Below are 14,836 nucleotides of genomic sequence, written 5' to 3'. Positions count from 1 at the left end.
GATTCGGGGGGCGACCAGTCATGCTTGTGCCCGTGCGGATCACGTCTGCCCTCGTGGACCCGGCGCTGCTCGACCTGCCCTGGTCGACACCGCTGGAGGAGTGGCCTGCCCAACATCTGGTGGCCCTGCCGCAGGGCATCTCCCGACACATCGTCCGGTTCGTCCGGCTCGGTGACTACGTCTACGCGTTCAAGGAGACTCGCGAACGGATCGCCGAGCGGGAGTACGACCTGCTCCGATCCCTGGAGCGGATCGACTTCCCGTCGGTCGAGGCGGTGGCGGTGGTCGCCGACCGGCAGACCGAGGACGGGGAGCCCCTCGAGTCGGTGCTGATCACCCGGCACCTGCAGTTCTCTCTGCCGTACCGGGCGCTCTTCTCGCACACCCTGCGGCCGGAGACGATGAGCCGGCTGCTCGACGCGCTTGCCGCTCTGATCGTGCGGATGCATCTGACCGGTTTTTTCTGGGGCGACTGCTCGTTGTCGAACACGCTGTTCCGGCGGGACGCGGGCGCGTTCGCCGCCTACCTGGTGGACGCGGAGACGGGCGCGCTGCACAACTCGCTCTCCAACGGGCAGCGCGGTGAGGACCTGGAGATCGCCCGGGTGAACATCTTCGGTGAGGCGCTGGACCTGCAGGCAGCCGGCCTGCTGCACGAGTCCATCGACCCGGAGGTGGTCTGTGAGGAGGTCGTGCAGCGCTACGAGCGGCTCTGGCACGAGATCACCTACGAGCAGGCCGTCGAGCGGGAGGCCCGGCACGACATCGAGGGCCGGATCCGCCGCCTGAACGAGCTGGGCTTCGACGTGGCCGAGGTGGCCATGTCGACCATCGACGACGGGCGCTACCTGGTCCGGCCGAAGGTCGTCGACGCCGGCTACCACACCCGGCGGCTGCTGCGGCTGACCGGTTTGGACGCCGAGGAGAACCAGGCCCGCAAGCTGCTCAACGACCTGGATGCCTACCGGGCGGAGAGCGACCTGACCGACGAGCAGCAGGCGGCGCACCGGTGGCTCACCGAGGTCTTCGAGCCGGTGGTCCGGGCCGTTCCCGCGCACCTGCGTCGCAAGTTGGAGCCGCAGGAGCTGTTCGCGCAGATCATCGAGCACAAGTGGCTGCTCTCCGAGCGGGCCGACCGGGACGTCGGGATGCGCCACGCGGTCCAGTCGTACCTGGCTGACGTGCTGGTGCACCGCCCCGACGAGCAGGCCGTCCTCGGTGTCGAGGTCCCCACCGCCGGCTGACCCGCGCTCGCGGTGCCGCCCTGGGCCCGTCGCCTTCTCGGCACCCCTGGCTAGGTGCGGCCGTTGCCTTTGGAGCTGATGTCGCAAACGATTCAGCGCACAACCGCCTCGTCGTGTGCCGGGCCTACCGCACGGTGTCGCGGTGTCTCGATCGCGCGGTGTCGCGATCGGGTGATGTCGTCAGCGATTCAGCTTCAAAGGAACCGTCGGGTGGGGTGCAACCCAGGCCGGTCAGGACGCGGTCGGTGTTCGGCCGGGGTCCACGCCGCAACGCCCGCTGGGCGCGGGCAGCGAAACGTGTGTCACTCCACCCAGGAGCCTCCGCGCAGCACGCGAACCACGTTCAGGTCGGCGTCCAGCACCACCAGGTCGGCGCGGAGGCCCACCTGGAGGGCACCGACACGGTCGCCCAGGCCGATGGCCCGCGCCGGGGTGGTAGCCACCATTCGCGCGGCGTCGGCGATCGGGATGCCGGCGGTCACGGCGTGCCGCAGCGCGGCGTCCATGGTCAGCGTGCTGCCGGCGATCGCGCCGTCGCGGGCGAGCCGGGCCACCCCGGCGGCCACGGTGACGGCCTGCCCGCCCAGCTCGTACTCGCCATCGGGCATCCCGGCGGCGGCCATCGCGTCGGTGATCAGCGCGGCCCGGTCCGGGCCCGCGGTCGCGGCGGCGAAGGTCAGCGTGCCGTCGTGCAGGTGCACCCCGTCGGCGACCAGCTCGCAGATCACGGTGGGCGCGTCGAGCAGGGCCACCACCGGGCCCGGCTCGCGGTGATGCACCGGCCGCATGCCGTTGAACAGGTGGGTGCCGACGCTGGCGCCGGCGGCGACCGCGGCTCGGGTCTGCTCGTACGTGGCGTCGGTGTGGCCCACCGCCGCCACCACCCGCTGCGCGGTGAGCAGCTTGATCGCCTCCAGCGCGCCGTCGCGTTCCGGGGCGAGGGTGACCATCCGGATGGTGCCCCGGCCCAGCTCGATCAGCTCGGTCAGCTCGTCGGTCGACGGGTCGCGCAGGTACTCCGGGTTCTGTGCGCCGCAGCGGGCGGCGGAGAGGTAGGGCCCTTCGAAGTGGACGCCCGCCAGCACACCCTCGTCGACCAGTGGTGCGAACGCCTCGGTGGCAGCGCGCATCAGCGGGAAGGGTGCGCTGACCAGGCTGGCCAGCAGGGTGGTGGTGCCATGGGCGAGGTGGAAGTCGGCCGCCGCCCGGGCCTCGTCGGCGTCCCCGGTGGTGAACGTGTGGCCACCGCCGCCGTGCGTGTGCATGTCGACGAAACCGGGCAGGATCCAGTGCCCGTCACGGACCGACGGATACTCGGCCACCGCGGTGATCCGATCCCCGTCCCACTCGACGCAGCCCTGTCGGATCACGCCGGTCGGGGTCACCACTCGGCCGTTCACCCGTACGGTCATCGCTTCTCCTGATGGTCACGGACACCCATGGCGTCCAGGGCGAGCAGGGCGGCGCCGAGGCAACCGGCCTCGTCGCCGAGGGCTGCCGCGACCAGCCGCGGCTCCCGGTGGAAGGTCATCCGCTCGTGCAGCGCCGCCCGCAGTGGGGTCAGCAGCCGGTCCCCTGCCTGGGCCAGGCCGCCGCCGAGCACGATCGTCGCCACGTCGAACAGCGCCTGGCCGGTGGCGAGGCCGTCGGCGAGCGCCTCGACCGCCTCCTGCCAGACCCGGACGGCGCACGGCTCGCCGGCCGCGGCCCGCTCGGCCACCTCGGCCGCCGACACGGGAGCACCGGCCGTCCCGCCGGCCAGTTCGGCATAGCGACGGGCGATCGCGGCGGCTGAGGCGACCGCCTCCAGACACCCGGGTCGACCGCAGCCGCAGCGTGGGCCGTCGGGCCGGACCAGGATGTGGCCGATCTCCCCGGCCGCACCGTGGGCGCCCACGGCAGCCGTGCCGTCGACGACGTGCGCCGCCGCGATGCCGGTGCCGATCGCTACGAAGAGCACGTGCCCGGTGCCGCGCCCGGCACCGAGCCGGGCCTCGGCGAGGCCACCGACGCGCACGTCGTGGCCGAGCGCCGTGGGCAGGCCGAGCCGCGTCGCCGTCAGGTCCCGCAGGGGTACGTCCCGGAAGCCCACGTTCGCCGACCAGACCGCGACTCCCCGCGCCTCGTCCACCACGCCGGGCACGGCGATCCCGACCGCGATCGGGGTGAGCCCGTCGGCGCGTGCCTTGCCGGCCAGCCCGTCGGCCACGTCCAGGATGGTGGCGATCACGGCGGCTGGGCCGCGCGCGGCGTCGGTGGGGTGCCGCTCGGTGCGTACCGCGACGCCGTCCGGTCGGACCAGGGCGCACTTCATGCCGGTGCCGCCGACGTCCAGCGCGACGACCACGCGGTCGTTCACGCCAGCACCACTGACCGGGTCAGGTGTCGGGGCGCGTCCGGGTCGAGGCCCCGGCTGGTCGCCAGCGCGACCGCGAAGCGTTGGGCCAGGATCAGGTCGGCCATCGGGTCGACCGGGGTGCGACCGGCGGACCAACTGCCCAGCACCGTGCGCCAACCGTGCGTGCGGCTGTGCACGAAGGCCGCGCCGGTGGCGGCCACGTCCTCGGGCAGCCCCTCGGGCAGCTCGCCGAAGGCCCAGACCAGCCGGCCGGGCGCGGCGACCGAGATGGGCCCGTGCCGGTAGTCCATCGCCGGGTACGCCTCCGCCCAGAACGTCGCCGCCTCGCGGCACTTCAGCGCTGCCTCCTGGGCCAAACCGACCGTCCACCCTCGGCCGAGGAAGGTGGCCTGCCCGATGGTGGCCGGGTCGATCGGCAGCGGGGAGCGCACCGCCACTTCGGCGTCGGCGGCGAGCGCGGTCACCGGGTCGCCGAGGTGGGCCCGGAGCAGGGCCAACGCGGTGGTCGCGAAACGGGTCTGCACGACCGACCGCTCGTCGGCGAAGGGCATGGTCACGGCGGCGGTGGCCAGATCGACCGCCGGGGAAGCCGGATCACCGACGATGACGGTGGTGGGCGTCCGGCCGTGCAGCGCGGCGAGCAGCTCCAGCACTTCGGTGGTGGTGCCCGAGCGGGTGATCGCGATCAAGCGGTCGTAGCGGCGCCCGGCGGGGAACTCGGACGCCTGGAAGGCGTCGGTCTCGCCCTGGCCGGCCTGCTCGCGGCGGGCCGCGTACGCCATCGCCATGAACCATGACGTGCCGCAACCGACGACGGCGACCCGTTCACCGGGGCGCGGGAGGTCACCGTGTACGACGTCGGCCAGTTCGGCCGCCTCCCGCCAGCAGTCGGGTTGGCTCGCGATCTCCGCGTCCACGTACGCCATGGGAAACTCCTTGCAGGGGCGACTGGTGCGCAATACGGCTCGTTAGACCCGCATTTCGCGCGTTATTCTGCGCGAGCGCGGGTGGCCGTGGCAACCGACCAGCCGATCGCGCAGGTCAGTCTTTTGCGCCAGCCTAGTTTCGCGCACTAGTGTGCACGCAATCAATCACCGTCCGTGCAGTCACTGGGAGGGCCCCCGCGGTGGACCGGTACGCCAGATGGAACGCCCTGCTCGAGATGCTGACCGACAACGGCCGGGTCAGCGTCGAGGCGGCGGCCGAGCGGCTGGACGTCTCCCAGGCCACCATCCGGCGGGATTTCGATCAGCTCGCCCAGCAGCAGATGATCACGAGGACCCGGGGCGGTGCGGTCGCCAACGGCGTCTCGTACGACCTGCCACTGCGCTACAAGACGGCCAAGCACTCGGCTGAGAAGCAGCGGATCGGCGCGGCCGCCGCGGCGCTCGTCACGCAGGGCACCGTGGTCGGCCTGAACGGCGGCACCACCAGCACCGAGGTGGCGAGGGCGCTCGCCGTCCGACCCGACCTGAACACCAGTGCCGAGGGTGCTCAGCTCACCGTGGTGACCAACGCGCTGAACATCGCCAACGAGCTGCTGGTCCGGTCTCGGATGAAGGTCGTGGTGGCCGGCGGGGTGGTTCGCCCGAAGTCGTTCGAACTGGTCGGCCCGCTGGGCGGGGCGCTGCTGCGCGAGGTCACCCTGGATGTCGCCCTGCTGGGCGTGGACGCGATCGACCCGCAGCTCGGTGCCGCCGCCCATCACGAGGGGGAGGCGGCGATGAACAACCTGATGGTGGCCCGCGCCAAGCGCGTGGTGATCATCGCGGACTCGTCCAAGCTGGGGGGTCACGCCTTCGCCCGGATCTGCCCGGTCGAGCGGGTGGAGACGCTGGTGACCGACTCCGGTGCCGCCCCGGAGGTCGTGGACGCGTTCCGCGCGGCCGGCGTGCAGGTCATCTGCGCCTGAGTGGTCACGTTCCGTCGATGAAATAGCCCGTTCGGCGCGTCAATGCATACCGCGTATTGCGGAGGCCTGCATACCGCGTATGGTGTCGGCTGTCACGCCCACCCATCGGGGGAGGTGCAGCTTGCCAGCTGTCCTGGAGATCGAAGGTCTACGTAAGACGTACAAGAGTCGTCGACGCGGCACCCGCAACGCGCTCGACGGCTTCGACATGCGGGTCGACGCGGGGCAGGTGCACGGGTTCCTGGGCCCCAACGGGTCTGGCAAGACCACCACCTTGCGGACCCTGCTCGGCCTGATCCGGTCCGACGGCGGCCGGATGGCGCTGCTCGGGCACGAGGTGCCCGACGCGCTGCCCACGGTCGCCGGTCAGGTCGGCGCGATCGTGGAGAGCCCGCAGTTCTTCCCGCACTTCTCCGCACGGGACACGCTCTCCCTGCTGGCCGGGGCGGGCGAGGTGCCGGCCACCCGGGTCGACGAGGTGCTGGAACTCGTCGGGCTGCGCGACCGGGCCGGCGAGCGGGTCAAGACGTACTCGCTGGGCATGAAGCAGCGGCTCGCCGTCGCCTCGGCCCTGCTGAAGAACCCGAGGCTCCTCATCCTCGACGAGCCGGCCAACGGCCTCGACCCGGGCGGCATCCGGGAGATGCGCACGTTGATGCGCAACCTCGCCGAATCCGGGATGACCGTGGTGCTGTCCAGCCACATCCTCGGCGAGATCCAGCTGATCTGCGACTCGGTCACCATCATCTCGCTGGGCCGGCGGGTCGCCTTCGGCCCGGTCGACGAGGTGCTCGCGCAGCACTCGTCCGGCGCGGTCCGGATCCGGCTGGAAGCCGTCAGCGACCTGCCGGCGGCCACCGAGGCGCTCACCCGGGCGGGGATCCGGGTCACCGGGCACCCGGACCACCTGATGCTGGCCGGGGTCGACAAGCCGGCCTCCGTGACGCGGCTGCTCGCCGAGCACAACCTCTACGTCAGCGAGTTGGCTCCGATCGCCGTCGATCTGGAGAGCGTCTTCCTCGAACTGACCGCCACCGCGCCGGTACCCGGCCAGCACCGGCAGGTCGACGAGTCCATGAAGGTCGGTGGGACGGGACAGCCCGGCGCCACCGGGGGAGGATGGGGCGCGTGAGCCTCTATCGTACGGAGCTGCGCCGGCTCACCAAGCGGCGCTTCACCCGCTACATGACGCTGCTCGGCCTGCTGGTGCTGGCCGCGGTGGTGGCCGGGGTGTTCCTCACCAACCAGAAGATCGACGCCGACCAGCTCGCCCGTGCCGAGCGGCAGGCCGACCAGCAGTACCAGGAGCAGGTGCGGTGGAGCGAGCAGGAGCGCATCGCGTGTGAGCAGGCCAAGACAGCCGGCACGAGGAACGAGGGCCGCTACCCCGACGACTGCTCGATGATCGCGCCACCGCCCCGGGACCAGATCCAGGCCGAGTGGTTCCTGCCCTCGACGTTCAACTTCCGGGAGACGTTCGCCGAGACGCTGATTCCGTTCGCGGCGATCCTCGCCCTGGTCGGGTTCGTGATCGGCGCGTCCTTCGTCGGTGCCGAGTGGAGCACCGGCGGCATGATGAACCTGCTGCTCTGGCGGCCGAAGCGGCTCACCGTACTGCTGACCAAGCTGGCCGCGCTGCTCACCGGCATCCTGGCGGTGACGCTGCCCGCCGCGGTGCTCTGGTTCGCCGGGTTCTGGGCGATCGCCACGTTCCGGGGCAGTACCGAGAAGGTCACCTCCGGGGTCTGGCAGTCGTTCGCCCTGACCGGGCTGCGCGGCGTGGTGCTGGTGCTGGTGCTCACCACCATCGGCTTCGCTCTCGCCTCGCTGGGTCGGCACACCGCGATGGCCCTCGGCGGTGTCGTGGCGGTGATGGTGGTCGGCCAGTTCGGCCTGGGCATCCTGCTGTCGATGGCGGGCGTACGGTTCGCCGAGGCATGGCTGCTGCCCACGTACGCGCTGGCGTGGATGACGAAGAAGGTCACGTTGCAGGACTGGAACGCCTGCAACGCGACCTACTACGGGGAGTGCAAACCGGCCACGCTGGACATCACCTGGCAGCAGTCCTCCGCACTGCTCTCCGTCGGTGTGGTGGTGATCCTCGGCGCGGCGCTCTGGGCGATGCGTCGCCGCGACATCTCCTGACCGAAGCGACGCGACGCGGCCGGTCCGGTCGTCGGGATTCCCGGCGGCGCGGGACCGGCCGCGCCGGCTGCTGCGACGCTGGTCGAGCCTGGTTAGGCTGAGCGTCATGCCCGCCGACACCACCCCGACCGCCCCCGAGCCGTCCACCGACGCTCGTCCGGGCGATGCGGCGGCTGGTGGCGGGCCCACCGTCCCGACTCCCCGGCCCGCACCGTCCGTCGAGAGCACCGACGATCTCGCCCCGGACGACGACGGCGACGACGGCGCGCCGACCGCGCCGGTGGCCGGGCTGACCGAGCGGGAACGGGCCATCCTCACGTTCGAACAGCAGTGGTGGCGGCACGCCGGTGCGAAGGAGCAGGCCGTCCGGGACACCTTCGGGGTCTCCTCGACCCGGTATTACCAGCTGCTGAACGGGCTGCTGGACAACCCCGCCGCACTTGCCGCCGACCCACTGCTGATCGGTCGGCTCCGCCGGCTGCGTTCGTCGCGGGCCCGCAACCGCCGCCGCTGACCGCGCTGCCACCTTTTGTACCCTGCGGGCGGATTCCGCCTGTTCCTCCCGTCGACGCCGTCTCCGCGTCCGGGCCAGCCGGTCCCGCCGCATGCCGGCTGGCCAGGCGGGTAGGCCGGAGGTGTTCCGGGGTCGCCAGGCGACCGAGCACCCAGGAGGGGAGCGGAGCATGACGGCAACGAATCAGAGCGGGCGCGGGCAGCAGGCCCGGCAGGAGGCCTCCCGAGTCGGCCACCAGGCCACGCAGGCCGGGGGTCAGGTCGCCCACGCCGCCGCCGAGCAGGGCGGGCAGGTGGCCGCCGAGGCGCGGCGACAGGCCCAGCAACTGACCGGCCAGGCCAGTGGGCAGCTTCGGGATCAGGCGCAGACGCAGCAGCGGCGGGCCGCCGAGGGCCTGCGCGACCTGGGTCGGGAGTTGGGGTCGATGGCCGACCGGGACGGTGATTCCGGGCTGGCCGGTCACGCGGTACGGCGGGTGGCCGACGCCGCCCAGCAGGCCGCCGGATGGCTCGACGAACGCGAACCCGGCGAAGTTCTCGACGAGGTACGCACGTACGCGCGGCGCCATCCGGGGACGTTCCTGGCGGGTGCGGCAGTCGCCGGACTGCTGGTCGGGCGGCTCACGCGCGGTCTGACCGGATCGGCCTCCGGCAACGGTGGGAGTGCGAGCGCGGGCGGCGCTCCGGCGGCGCCACAGGGCGTCCCGGCGGATACCGGTCAGCAGCCGTACGCCGGGACGGCGCGGGCGCAGAACGTCTCGCCGGCCGGCCGGCCCGAGTCGGATCTGCCCGGCGGGGTGGCACCGTGAGCGCCCCGGAGAAGGAACGGACCCAGGCGTCGGTCGGTGAACTGCTGGGCGACGTGACCCGGGACATGTCCACTCTGGTGCGTAAGGAGGTCGAGCTGGCCAAGGCCGAGCTGCGCGAGGAGGTCGGTCAGGCCGGCAAGGCCGGCGGTATGTTCGGCGGTGCGGGGCTGGCCGGTTTCCTGGCGGTGCTGTTCGTGTCGTATGCCCTGTGGTGGGGGCTGTCCAACGCGATGGACCAGGGGTGGGCTGCGCTGATCGTCGCGGTCATCTGGGCCGCCGTCGCCGGTGGGCTCTTCCTCAACGCCCGGACCCAGCTGAAGCGGGCACGTGCGGTTCTGCCCCGGACGAAGCAGAGCGCCCGGGAGTTGCCGGACGCCCTGCGGGGCCGGTGAACGAGTCGGGAGGAAACAGGTCATGTCCAGTGATCCGGATCGGATCCGGCGGGAGATCGAGACCACCCGCAACGAGTTGAGCAGTGACGTCGACGCCCTGGCCGACAAGGTCAACCCGCGTCGGATCGCCGGTGACAGCGTCGGGCAGGCTCGCGGCGCGCTCACCCGAGCGAAGGAGAAGATGATGGGCAGCTCCAACCACCTGGGTCAGGAGGCCGGCCAGCGGATGTCGCACGCCGCCGGCTCGGTCCGTGACGAAACCCGGTCACTCGGGCAGCAGTCCCGCGAGCAGGCCCAGGGCAACCCGATGGCCGCTGGCCTGGTCGCCTTCGGCGTCGGCCTGCTGGCCGCCTCGCTGATCCCGCCGAGTGGGCGCGAGCGGCAACTCGCCGGCCGGGCCCGCAGCATGGTCAGTGAGCACTCCGACGAGCTTCGTCAGCAGGCGAGCCAGGTCGGCCACCAGGTCCAGGACAACCTGCGGGAGCCCGCGCAGCAGGCGGCCCAGTCGGTGCGGTCCACCGCCCAGCAGGGGGTGTCCGCGGTACGCGACCAGGGCCGTTCGGCCACCGGTCAGGTGCAGGGGGAGGCGCATGCGGCCGCCAACGACCTCCGGCAGCGCTGATCCGATCGGTGCGGGGCCGGTGATGCGGGTGCGATCCGCGTCCGCGCCGGCCCCGGGCCGGCCGGTCAACGAGGACCTGGTCTTCCGGTTCGGTCCGTTGGTCGGTGTCCTGGACGGCGCGACGGTGCCGGAGGGCTTCGACACCGGCTGCGTGCACGGGCCGGAGTGGTACGTCCGGCACCTGGCCGCCCGCATCGGCGTGGCCGAGGCGGTACGCCCGGCGGCCCGGCTGACCAGCAACCTGGCCGCGGCCATCCTCGCCGTACGCGCCGACCACGGCGGGCAGTGCGACCTCGACCATCCCGGCACCCCGTCCAGCACGGTCTGCCTCCTGCGTGACTGCGGGGACCAGGTGGACTATCTGGTGCTCTGCGACAGCCCGCTGGTCCTGGACGCCGGCGGGCAGGTCAGTGTGGTGACCGACGACCGGCTGGACGCGGCGATGGCCGAGCTGCGGGAGACAGTGGCCACCGTGCCGGGCGGCGCGGCCGACCCGGTCACCCGGTTCCGGCACGCGGTGGGCGTCCAGCGGGAGCGGATGAACCGCACACACGGGTACTGGGTGGCGGCAGCCGACCCCGACGCGGCGTTCCACGCGGTGACCGGCACGTTGCCCCGGCACGGCCCGGGGGCGGTACGCCGGGCGGCGCTGCTCAGCGACGGCGCGTCCAGCGCGGTCGAGCAGTTCGGCTTGACCGACTGGGTCGGTCTGCTTGACCTGCTGAGCGCCGACGGGCCGGGCGCGTTGCTCGACCGGGTCCGCGACGCCGAGCGCGACCACCCCGACCGGCTGCGCCGGCACAAGGCCACCGACGACGCCTCGGTGGTGTTCTGCGAGTTCGAGCGGACGGCCTGAGCGCTCTTTCACCCCGACGGGTGACAGCGGAGCGTGAGGAGGAACACCCACGCCGCCCGACCGGCCGGTACCGGTGACCGGACCGCCACTGGATGCCCAATGGGGTGGACTTCGGCCGATGAGGCCGGCAGACTGCGGCACGTGGCGGGTGCGGTCCGGCTGGAGCCGGTGGACGAGCGGAACCTGGAGCCGTTGCTCTCCGTAGCGGCTGCCGAGGCCGAGCCGGATGATGTGATGCCTCCGGTGGAGGCTCCCGCCGGATGGTCGCTCGCCCGCCGGGAGGCGTTCCGGGAGCTCCACCGGGCGAGTTTCGGTGGCCTGGACGGCCCGACCGGCTCCCAGATGTACGCGATCCTCGTCGGCGGCGAGGTGGTGGGCATGGTTCGGATGACTCGCTGTGACGAGCCGGGCACGGTGGAGACCGGAATGTGGCTGGGGCGCTCGGCGCGGGGTCAGGGGATCGGCGCCGTCGCCCTGCGCGAGTTGTTGAACGCCGCCGCGCGGGCCGGCATGCGGGCCGTGGTGGCGGAGACGACCCCGGACAACATCGGCGCGGTCTCCGTACTCGAAAAATGCGGTGCGAAACTGCGCGAGGACGGCGGCAAGGTGCGTGCCGAAATTTGCCTTGATTCGACGCCCCCCGCGCTCTGAGGCTTCCTTGTGTCCGGGTCGGCCGGCGGCGGCCGGTACGGTCGGCGCCGGCCGCCGGATCAGGCCGGGACCCGGACGATGTCGTAGTCGGTGCTCGGCGTCGACTCCACGTCGAAGCGGCCGTTCACGACGTACAGCGCCGAGCCGAACAGGTCACCGGTGGCCGGCACCCGCAGCTGCGGGCCGGTGATCTCCCGCTGCACCACCCCGGCGGTGTACCCGGCGTTCATCCGGACCACCGCGATGACGCTGGTCAGGTTCCGGATCACGTAGAGGGTGCGCCCACTCAGCACCAGCCCGTCGGCCCGCTCCACCGAGTAGCCACCGAGGTCGACGTACCGGCTGCCACCGGTGCGAGGGTCGATGCGCACCAGCCGACCGGGCAGCATCTGCGCGACCAGCAGATCCCCGTCCGGCAGCGCCACAATCCCGTTGTGGTACACGTCCGGCGTCGCGGCCGGGCCGGTGAGCTGCAGGACCCGGAAGGCGGTGGGGGCCGGCAGGCGACCACCCGGGCCCAGCGGCACCACGTACAGCACCTGCCGGGCGGAGTCGGTGAAGTAGACCGCCCGCTTGGTGATCACCAGGTCGTTGACGAAACTGCCCGGCTCGTCGGTGAACTGGTAGTGGGCCAGCTTGGCGCCGGTGCCCGCGTCGTACACGCTGGCGCCGCCGCCGGAGAAGTCGGCAGTCCACAGCCGGCCCTGCTGGTCGAGCTTGAGGCCCGCCTTGTCGGTCCCCGGGTTGCCCGGGATCAGCACCGAGCCACGGCCGGTGCGTAAGTCGCCCCGCCACACCGCACCGTCCAAAATGGACCCTACATACACGGTGGTGCCGTGACCGATCGTCAGCCCCTCAGGAGTGAAGCCGTCGGGCAGGGCGATCCGGGCCGGGAACGGCTTCGCCGGGTGAGCGACCGCCGGTGAGCCGACCGTGGACAGGGTCGCCGCCGCCAGCAGCGGAACGACGATGAGAGAGAACAGCCTTTGCAAGGAGCACCGCCTGACGCCGAGTGGATAACTCCACTGGGGAATGTGACGTCATAGGAACACCCTGGGTGCGACGAAAGGTTGACTCGCGTCCAGTCGTCTCTGATCACGCCCGTCCGGCGGCGTACGCGGCCAGCCAGGCGACCTGGGCCGGGTCCAGCGACGGGCGTACCCGTGCCCGCGCACTCGCCACATGCTCGGCGGTGACCGTGGCCGCAGCCAACGACTCCCGCATCGCGGCCAGCGCGGCCTCCCGGACCAGCGCCGCGCAGTCCGCCGCGGAGAAGCCGGTCAGCTCGTCGCCGAGGGCCGCCAGGTCGACGTCCGGTGCCAGCGGCACCTGCCGGGACGCGGCCCGCAGAATCTCCGCGCGGGCGGGCCCGTCCGGCGGTGGCACGTAGACCAGCCGCTCCAGCCGGCCCGGCCGCAGCAGCGCCGGGTCGACCAGGTCCGGCCGGTTCGTCGCACCGACCACCACCACGTTGCGCAGCGTCTCCACCCCGTCCAGTTCGGTGAGCAGCGCGGCGACCACCCGGTCCGTGGTGCCCCCGTCGGTGGCCTGGCCGCGTACCGGCGCCAGCGCGTCCACCTCGTCCAGGAAGATCAGGGTGGGGGCCGCCTCCCGCGCGCGGCGGAACAGCTCGCGGACCGCGCGTTCGCTCTCGCCGACCCACTTGGAAAGCAACTCCGCGCCCTTCACCGACAGCACGTTGGCCCGGCCCGACCCGGCCAACGCGGTGACCAGGTACGTCTTGCCGCAGCCCGGTGGCCCGTAGAGCAGCACGCCGCGCGGCGGTTGCACCCCGAGCCGGGCAAAGGTGTCCGGGTAGGTCAGCGGCCACAGCACCGACTCGGTCAGCGTCTGCTTGACCTCGTCCAGGCCACCCACGTCGTCCAGCGTCACCGAGGCCAGATCGAGGGTGGATGCCGCCATCGTGGTCGGTCGTACCACCTCCAGTGCGGCGGCGAAGTCGGCCATCGACACCGTTGGCGTCTCGGCGGCCTTCTGCCGCAGCGCCGCGCGTACCCCGGCCTCCCGGACCAGCGCGGCCAGGTCCGCCGCGACGAACCCGGGGGTACGCGCGGCCACCTCGTCCAGCCGGACGTCGTCGGCCAGCGGCACCTGCCGGGTCAGCACGGTGAGCTGTTCGCGGCGCAACGCCGGGTCGGGGAGCGGGATGCTGATCCGCAGCGACAGCAGGTCGGGCGCGCGCAGTGCGGGGTCGGCCGCCTCCGGCCGGCCGGTGGTGCAGACCACGGCGACACCGGCTCGGACGGTCTCCGCGAGCACCTGGCGGAACACCGTCGCCACCGGTCCGGGCTCGTCCGCCGGCGCGAGCGCCTCGACGTCGGTGACCAGCAGCACCGCCGGCCCGCCGGCCCGGGCCGCCGTCGCCGCGCCGCGCAACCGGTCGGCGGCGGCCTGGTTGGCCAGGGCGGCCACCTCGGGTGCCCAGAGCGGATGGACGCGGGCACCGACCCGGGCGGCGACGGCGCGGACCAGGGCCGACTTCCCGGAGCCGGCCGGCCCGACGAGCAGCACCCCCAACGAGATGGTGGTGCTCAGCCGGCCCAACACCTCCCGGTGGTGGAAGCCGAGGTCGAGCAGTTCGGTCAGCTCCTCGGCCTGGGCCCGCAGCCCGGGCAACTCGTCCACATCCGGAGCATCGTCAGTCGGCTCCACCACCGGGACCGCGTCGGCCGTCCCGCGCGGCTGGGCCGGCGCGGCGCCGACCGGTGCGGGCCCGCCGTGGGTGGCCGGGCCGTGCTCCCAGGCGACCACCGTGTCCATGGTGACCAGCGCGCCGGCGGCCGGCTCGACCGTGACCACGGTGAGCAGGGTGCTGGTCCAGGCGAAACCGACAGTATTGGCGAGGCTGCGCCGAGCCGCCTCGACCAGGCTGCGGACCGAGGCGTCCGGCAGCACGTCCTGTGGCAGCAGCGAGACGTCGTCGCCAGCGGTGAGCACCTTGCCCAGCAGGGCGAGCCGGAGCATCTCCGGGCTGACCGCCGCGACCACCTCCACGGGCCCGGCCAGGATGACCCGGCCCGCCGGGACGAGCGGCACCGGGGTCACCCGCACCTGGCCGCCGTCGCGCAGGCCCAGGTTGCCCAACGTCAGATCATCGGCGTACAGCAGGGCGCTGCTCGCGCCCGGCGTGGCCGCTGCCACGATGCCGGCCGTCTCCCGGCGTCCGGCGAGCCGGACCGGGTCGCCGGGGCGCAACCCCAGCGCGGTCAGCGCCTCCGGGTGCAGGCGCACGATGCCCCGTCGGGCGTCCAGCGCGGCCGGTCGTAGGCTCGCCGTCAGGGTCAGGTCGGGTTGCGCCACCGCCCGACCGTA

Annotated in this window: 15 protein-coding genes; 10 read left to right on the top strand and 5 right to left on the bottom strand. The window is 72.7% G+C overall.

Going from position 1 to position 14,836, the window contains the following annotated elements; genetic code table 11:
- The first annotated feature begins 32 nt into the window (after positions 1-32).
- Positions 33-1,244, top strand: a complete 1,212-nt coding sequence (locus ACQEUX_RS25410) for a DUF4032 domain-containing protein (protein WP_433053186.1) — start codon at positions 33-35, stop codon at positions 1,242-1,244.
- Positions 1,245-1,546: 302 nt separating this feature from the next.
- On the opposite strand, the gene nagA is transcribed toward ACQEUX_RS25410, so the two are convergent.
- Genes nagA through ACQEUX_RS25395 form a run of 3 tightly spaced genes read right to left on the bottom strand, consistent with a single transcriptional unit; the run spans position 1,547 to position 4,529 of the window.
- Entirely contained in the window at positions 1,547-2,656 is a 1,110-nt protein-coding gene (gene nagA, locus ACQEUX_RS25405; protein ID WP_433053183.1) for an N-acetylglucosamine-6-phosphate deacetylase, read from the bottom strand.
- On the bottom strand, positions 2,653-3,603 hold the full coding sequence (locus ACQEUX_RS25400; RefSeq protein WP_433053180.1) for an ROK family protein: 951 nt from the start codon (positions 3,601-3,603) through the stop codon (positions 2,653-2,655). Before ACQEUX_RS25400 ends, nagA begins: the two co-directional genes overlap by 4 nt.
- Positions 3,600-4,529, bottom strand: a complete 930-nt coding sequence (locus ACQEUX_RS25395) for an SIS domain-containing protein (RefSeq protein ID WP_433053177.1) — start codon at positions 4,527-4,529, stop codon at positions 3,600-3,602. Before ACQEUX_RS25395 ends, ACQEUX_RS25400 begins: the two co-directional genes overlap by 4 nt.
- A gap of 200 nt (positions 4,530-4,729) precedes the next feature.
- Here ACQEUX_RS25395 and ACQEUX_RS25390 point away from each other — a divergent pair, with 200 nt between their 5' ends.
- The 9 genes from ACQEUX_RS25390 to ACQEUX_RS25350 all read left to right on the top strand — a co-directional run bounded on the left by ACQEUX_RS25390 (position 4,730) and on the right by ACQEUX_RS25350 (position 11,503).
- Positions 4,730-5,515 carry a DeoR/GlpR family DNA-binding transcription regulator gene (locus ACQEUX_RS25390; protein WP_433053174.1) on the top strand — a complete coding sequence of 262 codons (786 nt, stop codon included), beginning with the start codon at positions 4,730-4,732 and terminating at the stop codon, positions 5,513-5,515.
- 121 nt (positions 5,516-5,636) lie between these two features.
- Positions 5,637-6,647 (top strand): ATP-binding cassette domain-containing protein, encoded by a 1,011-nt coding sequence (locus ACQEUX_RS25385; protein WP_433053171.1) that lies wholly within the window; start codon positions 5,637-5,639, stop codon positions 6,645-6,647.
- A complete protein-coding gene (locus ACQEUX_RS25380) occupies positions 6,644-7,660 on the top strand; it encodes an ABC transporter permease subunit (RefSeq protein ID WP_433053168.1) in 1,017 nt (338 codons plus the stop codon). The genes ACQEUX_RS25385 and ACQEUX_RS25380 overlap by 4 nt, the downstream gene beginning before the upstream one ends.
- Positions 7,661-7,766: 106 nt before the next feature.
- Positions 7,767-8,174, top strand: coding sequence for a DUF3263 domain-containing protein (locus ACQEUX_RS25375; protein WP_433053165.1), 408 nt, complete (start codon positions 7,767-7,769; stop codon positions 8,172-8,174).
- 169 nt (positions 8,175-8,343) lie between these two features.
- Positions 8,344-8,982, top strand: coding sequence for a hypothetical protein (locus ACQEUX_RS25370; protein WP_433053162.1), 639 nt, complete (start codon positions 8,344-8,346; stop codon positions 8,980-8,982).
- The gene (locus ACQEUX_RS25365; protein ID WP_433053159.1) at positions 8,979-9,374 is read left to right on the top strand and encodes a phage holin family protein; all 396 of its coding nucleotides are present in this window, start codon (positions 8,979-8,981) and stop codon (positions 9,372-9,374) included. The genes ACQEUX_RS25370 and ACQEUX_RS25365 overlap by 4 nt, the downstream gene beginning before the upstream one ends.
- A gap of 22 nt (positions 9,375-9,396) precedes the next feature.
- Complete coding sequence (locus ACQEUX_RS25360; protein WP_433053156.1) at positions 9,397-9,996, top strand: DUF3618 domain-containing protein; 600 nt, start codon at positions 9,397-9,399, stop codon at positions 9,994-9,996.
- Complete coding sequence (locus tag ACQEUX_RS25355; protein ID WP_433053154.1) at positions 9,965-10,852, top strand: hypothetical protein; 888 nt, start codon at positions 9,965-9,967, stop codon at positions 10,850-10,852. Before ACQEUX_RS25360 ends, ACQEUX_RS25355 begins: the two co-directional genes overlap by 32 nt.
- Positions 10,853-10,993: 141 nt before the next feature.
- A complete protein-coding gene (locus tag ACQEUX_RS25350) occupies positions 10,994-11,503 on the top strand; it encodes a GNAT family N-acetyltransferase (protein ID WP_433053151.1) in 510 nt (169 codons plus the stop codon).
- Between the two features lie 59 nt (positions 11,504-11,562).
- Here ACQEUX_RS25350 and ACQEUX_RS25345 read toward each other — a convergent pair whose 3' ends face one another.
- Together ACQEUX_RS25345 and ACQEUX_RS25340 are read right to left on the bottom strand one after the other, a co-directional pair.
- Positions 11,563-12,495 (bottom strand): SMP-30/gluconolactonase/LRE family protein, encoded by a 933-nt coding sequence (locus ACQEUX_RS25345; protein WP_433053148.1) that lies wholly within the window; start codon positions 12,493-12,495, stop codon positions 11,563-11,565.
- A 103-nt stretch (positions 12,496-12,598) separates the two neighbouring features.
- Positions 12,599-14,824: an AAA family ATPase gene (locus tag ACQEUX_RS25340; RefSeq protein ID WP_433053145.1), complete on the bottom strand. Its 2,226-nt coding sequence runs from the start codon at positions 14,822-14,824 to the stop codon at positions 12,599-12,601.
- Positions 14,825-14,836 lie beyond the last annotated feature (12 nt).

Source organism: Micromonospora sp. CA-259024, assembly GCF_050936255.1.
Taxonomy (GTDB): Bacteria; Actinomycetota; Actinomycetes; order Mycobacteriales; family Micromonosporaceae; genus Micromonospora.
Note: the sequence above shows the minus strand (reverse complement) of the source record. Positions and strands in the feature narration are given on the sequence as shown.

Coding starts and splice junctions, on each gene's coding strand:
- nagA (WP_433053183.1), bottom strand. CDS start 2,656: ATGACCGTACGGGTGAACGGCCGAGTGGTGACCCCGACCGGCGTGATC.
- ACQEUX_RS25395 (WP_433053177.1), bottom strand. CDS start 4,529: ATGGCGTACGTGGACGCGGAGATCGCGAGCCAACCCGACTGCTGGCGG.
- ACQEUX_RS25375 (WP_433053165.1), top strand. CDS start 7,767: ATGCCCGCCGACACCACCCCGACCGCCCCCGAGCCGTCCACCGACGCT.
- ACQEUX_RS25370 (WP_433053162.1), top strand. CDS start 8,344: ATGACGGCAACGAATCAGAGCGGGCGCGGGCAGCAGGCCCGGCAGGAG.
- ACQEUX_RS25360 (WP_433053156.1), top strand. CDS start 9,397: ATGTCCAGTGATCCGGATCGGATCCGGCGGGAGATCGAGACCACCCGC.
- ACQEUX_RS25355 (WP_433053154.1), top strand. CDS start 9,965: ATGCGGCCGCCAACGACCTCCGGCAGCGCTGATCCGATCGGTGCGGGG.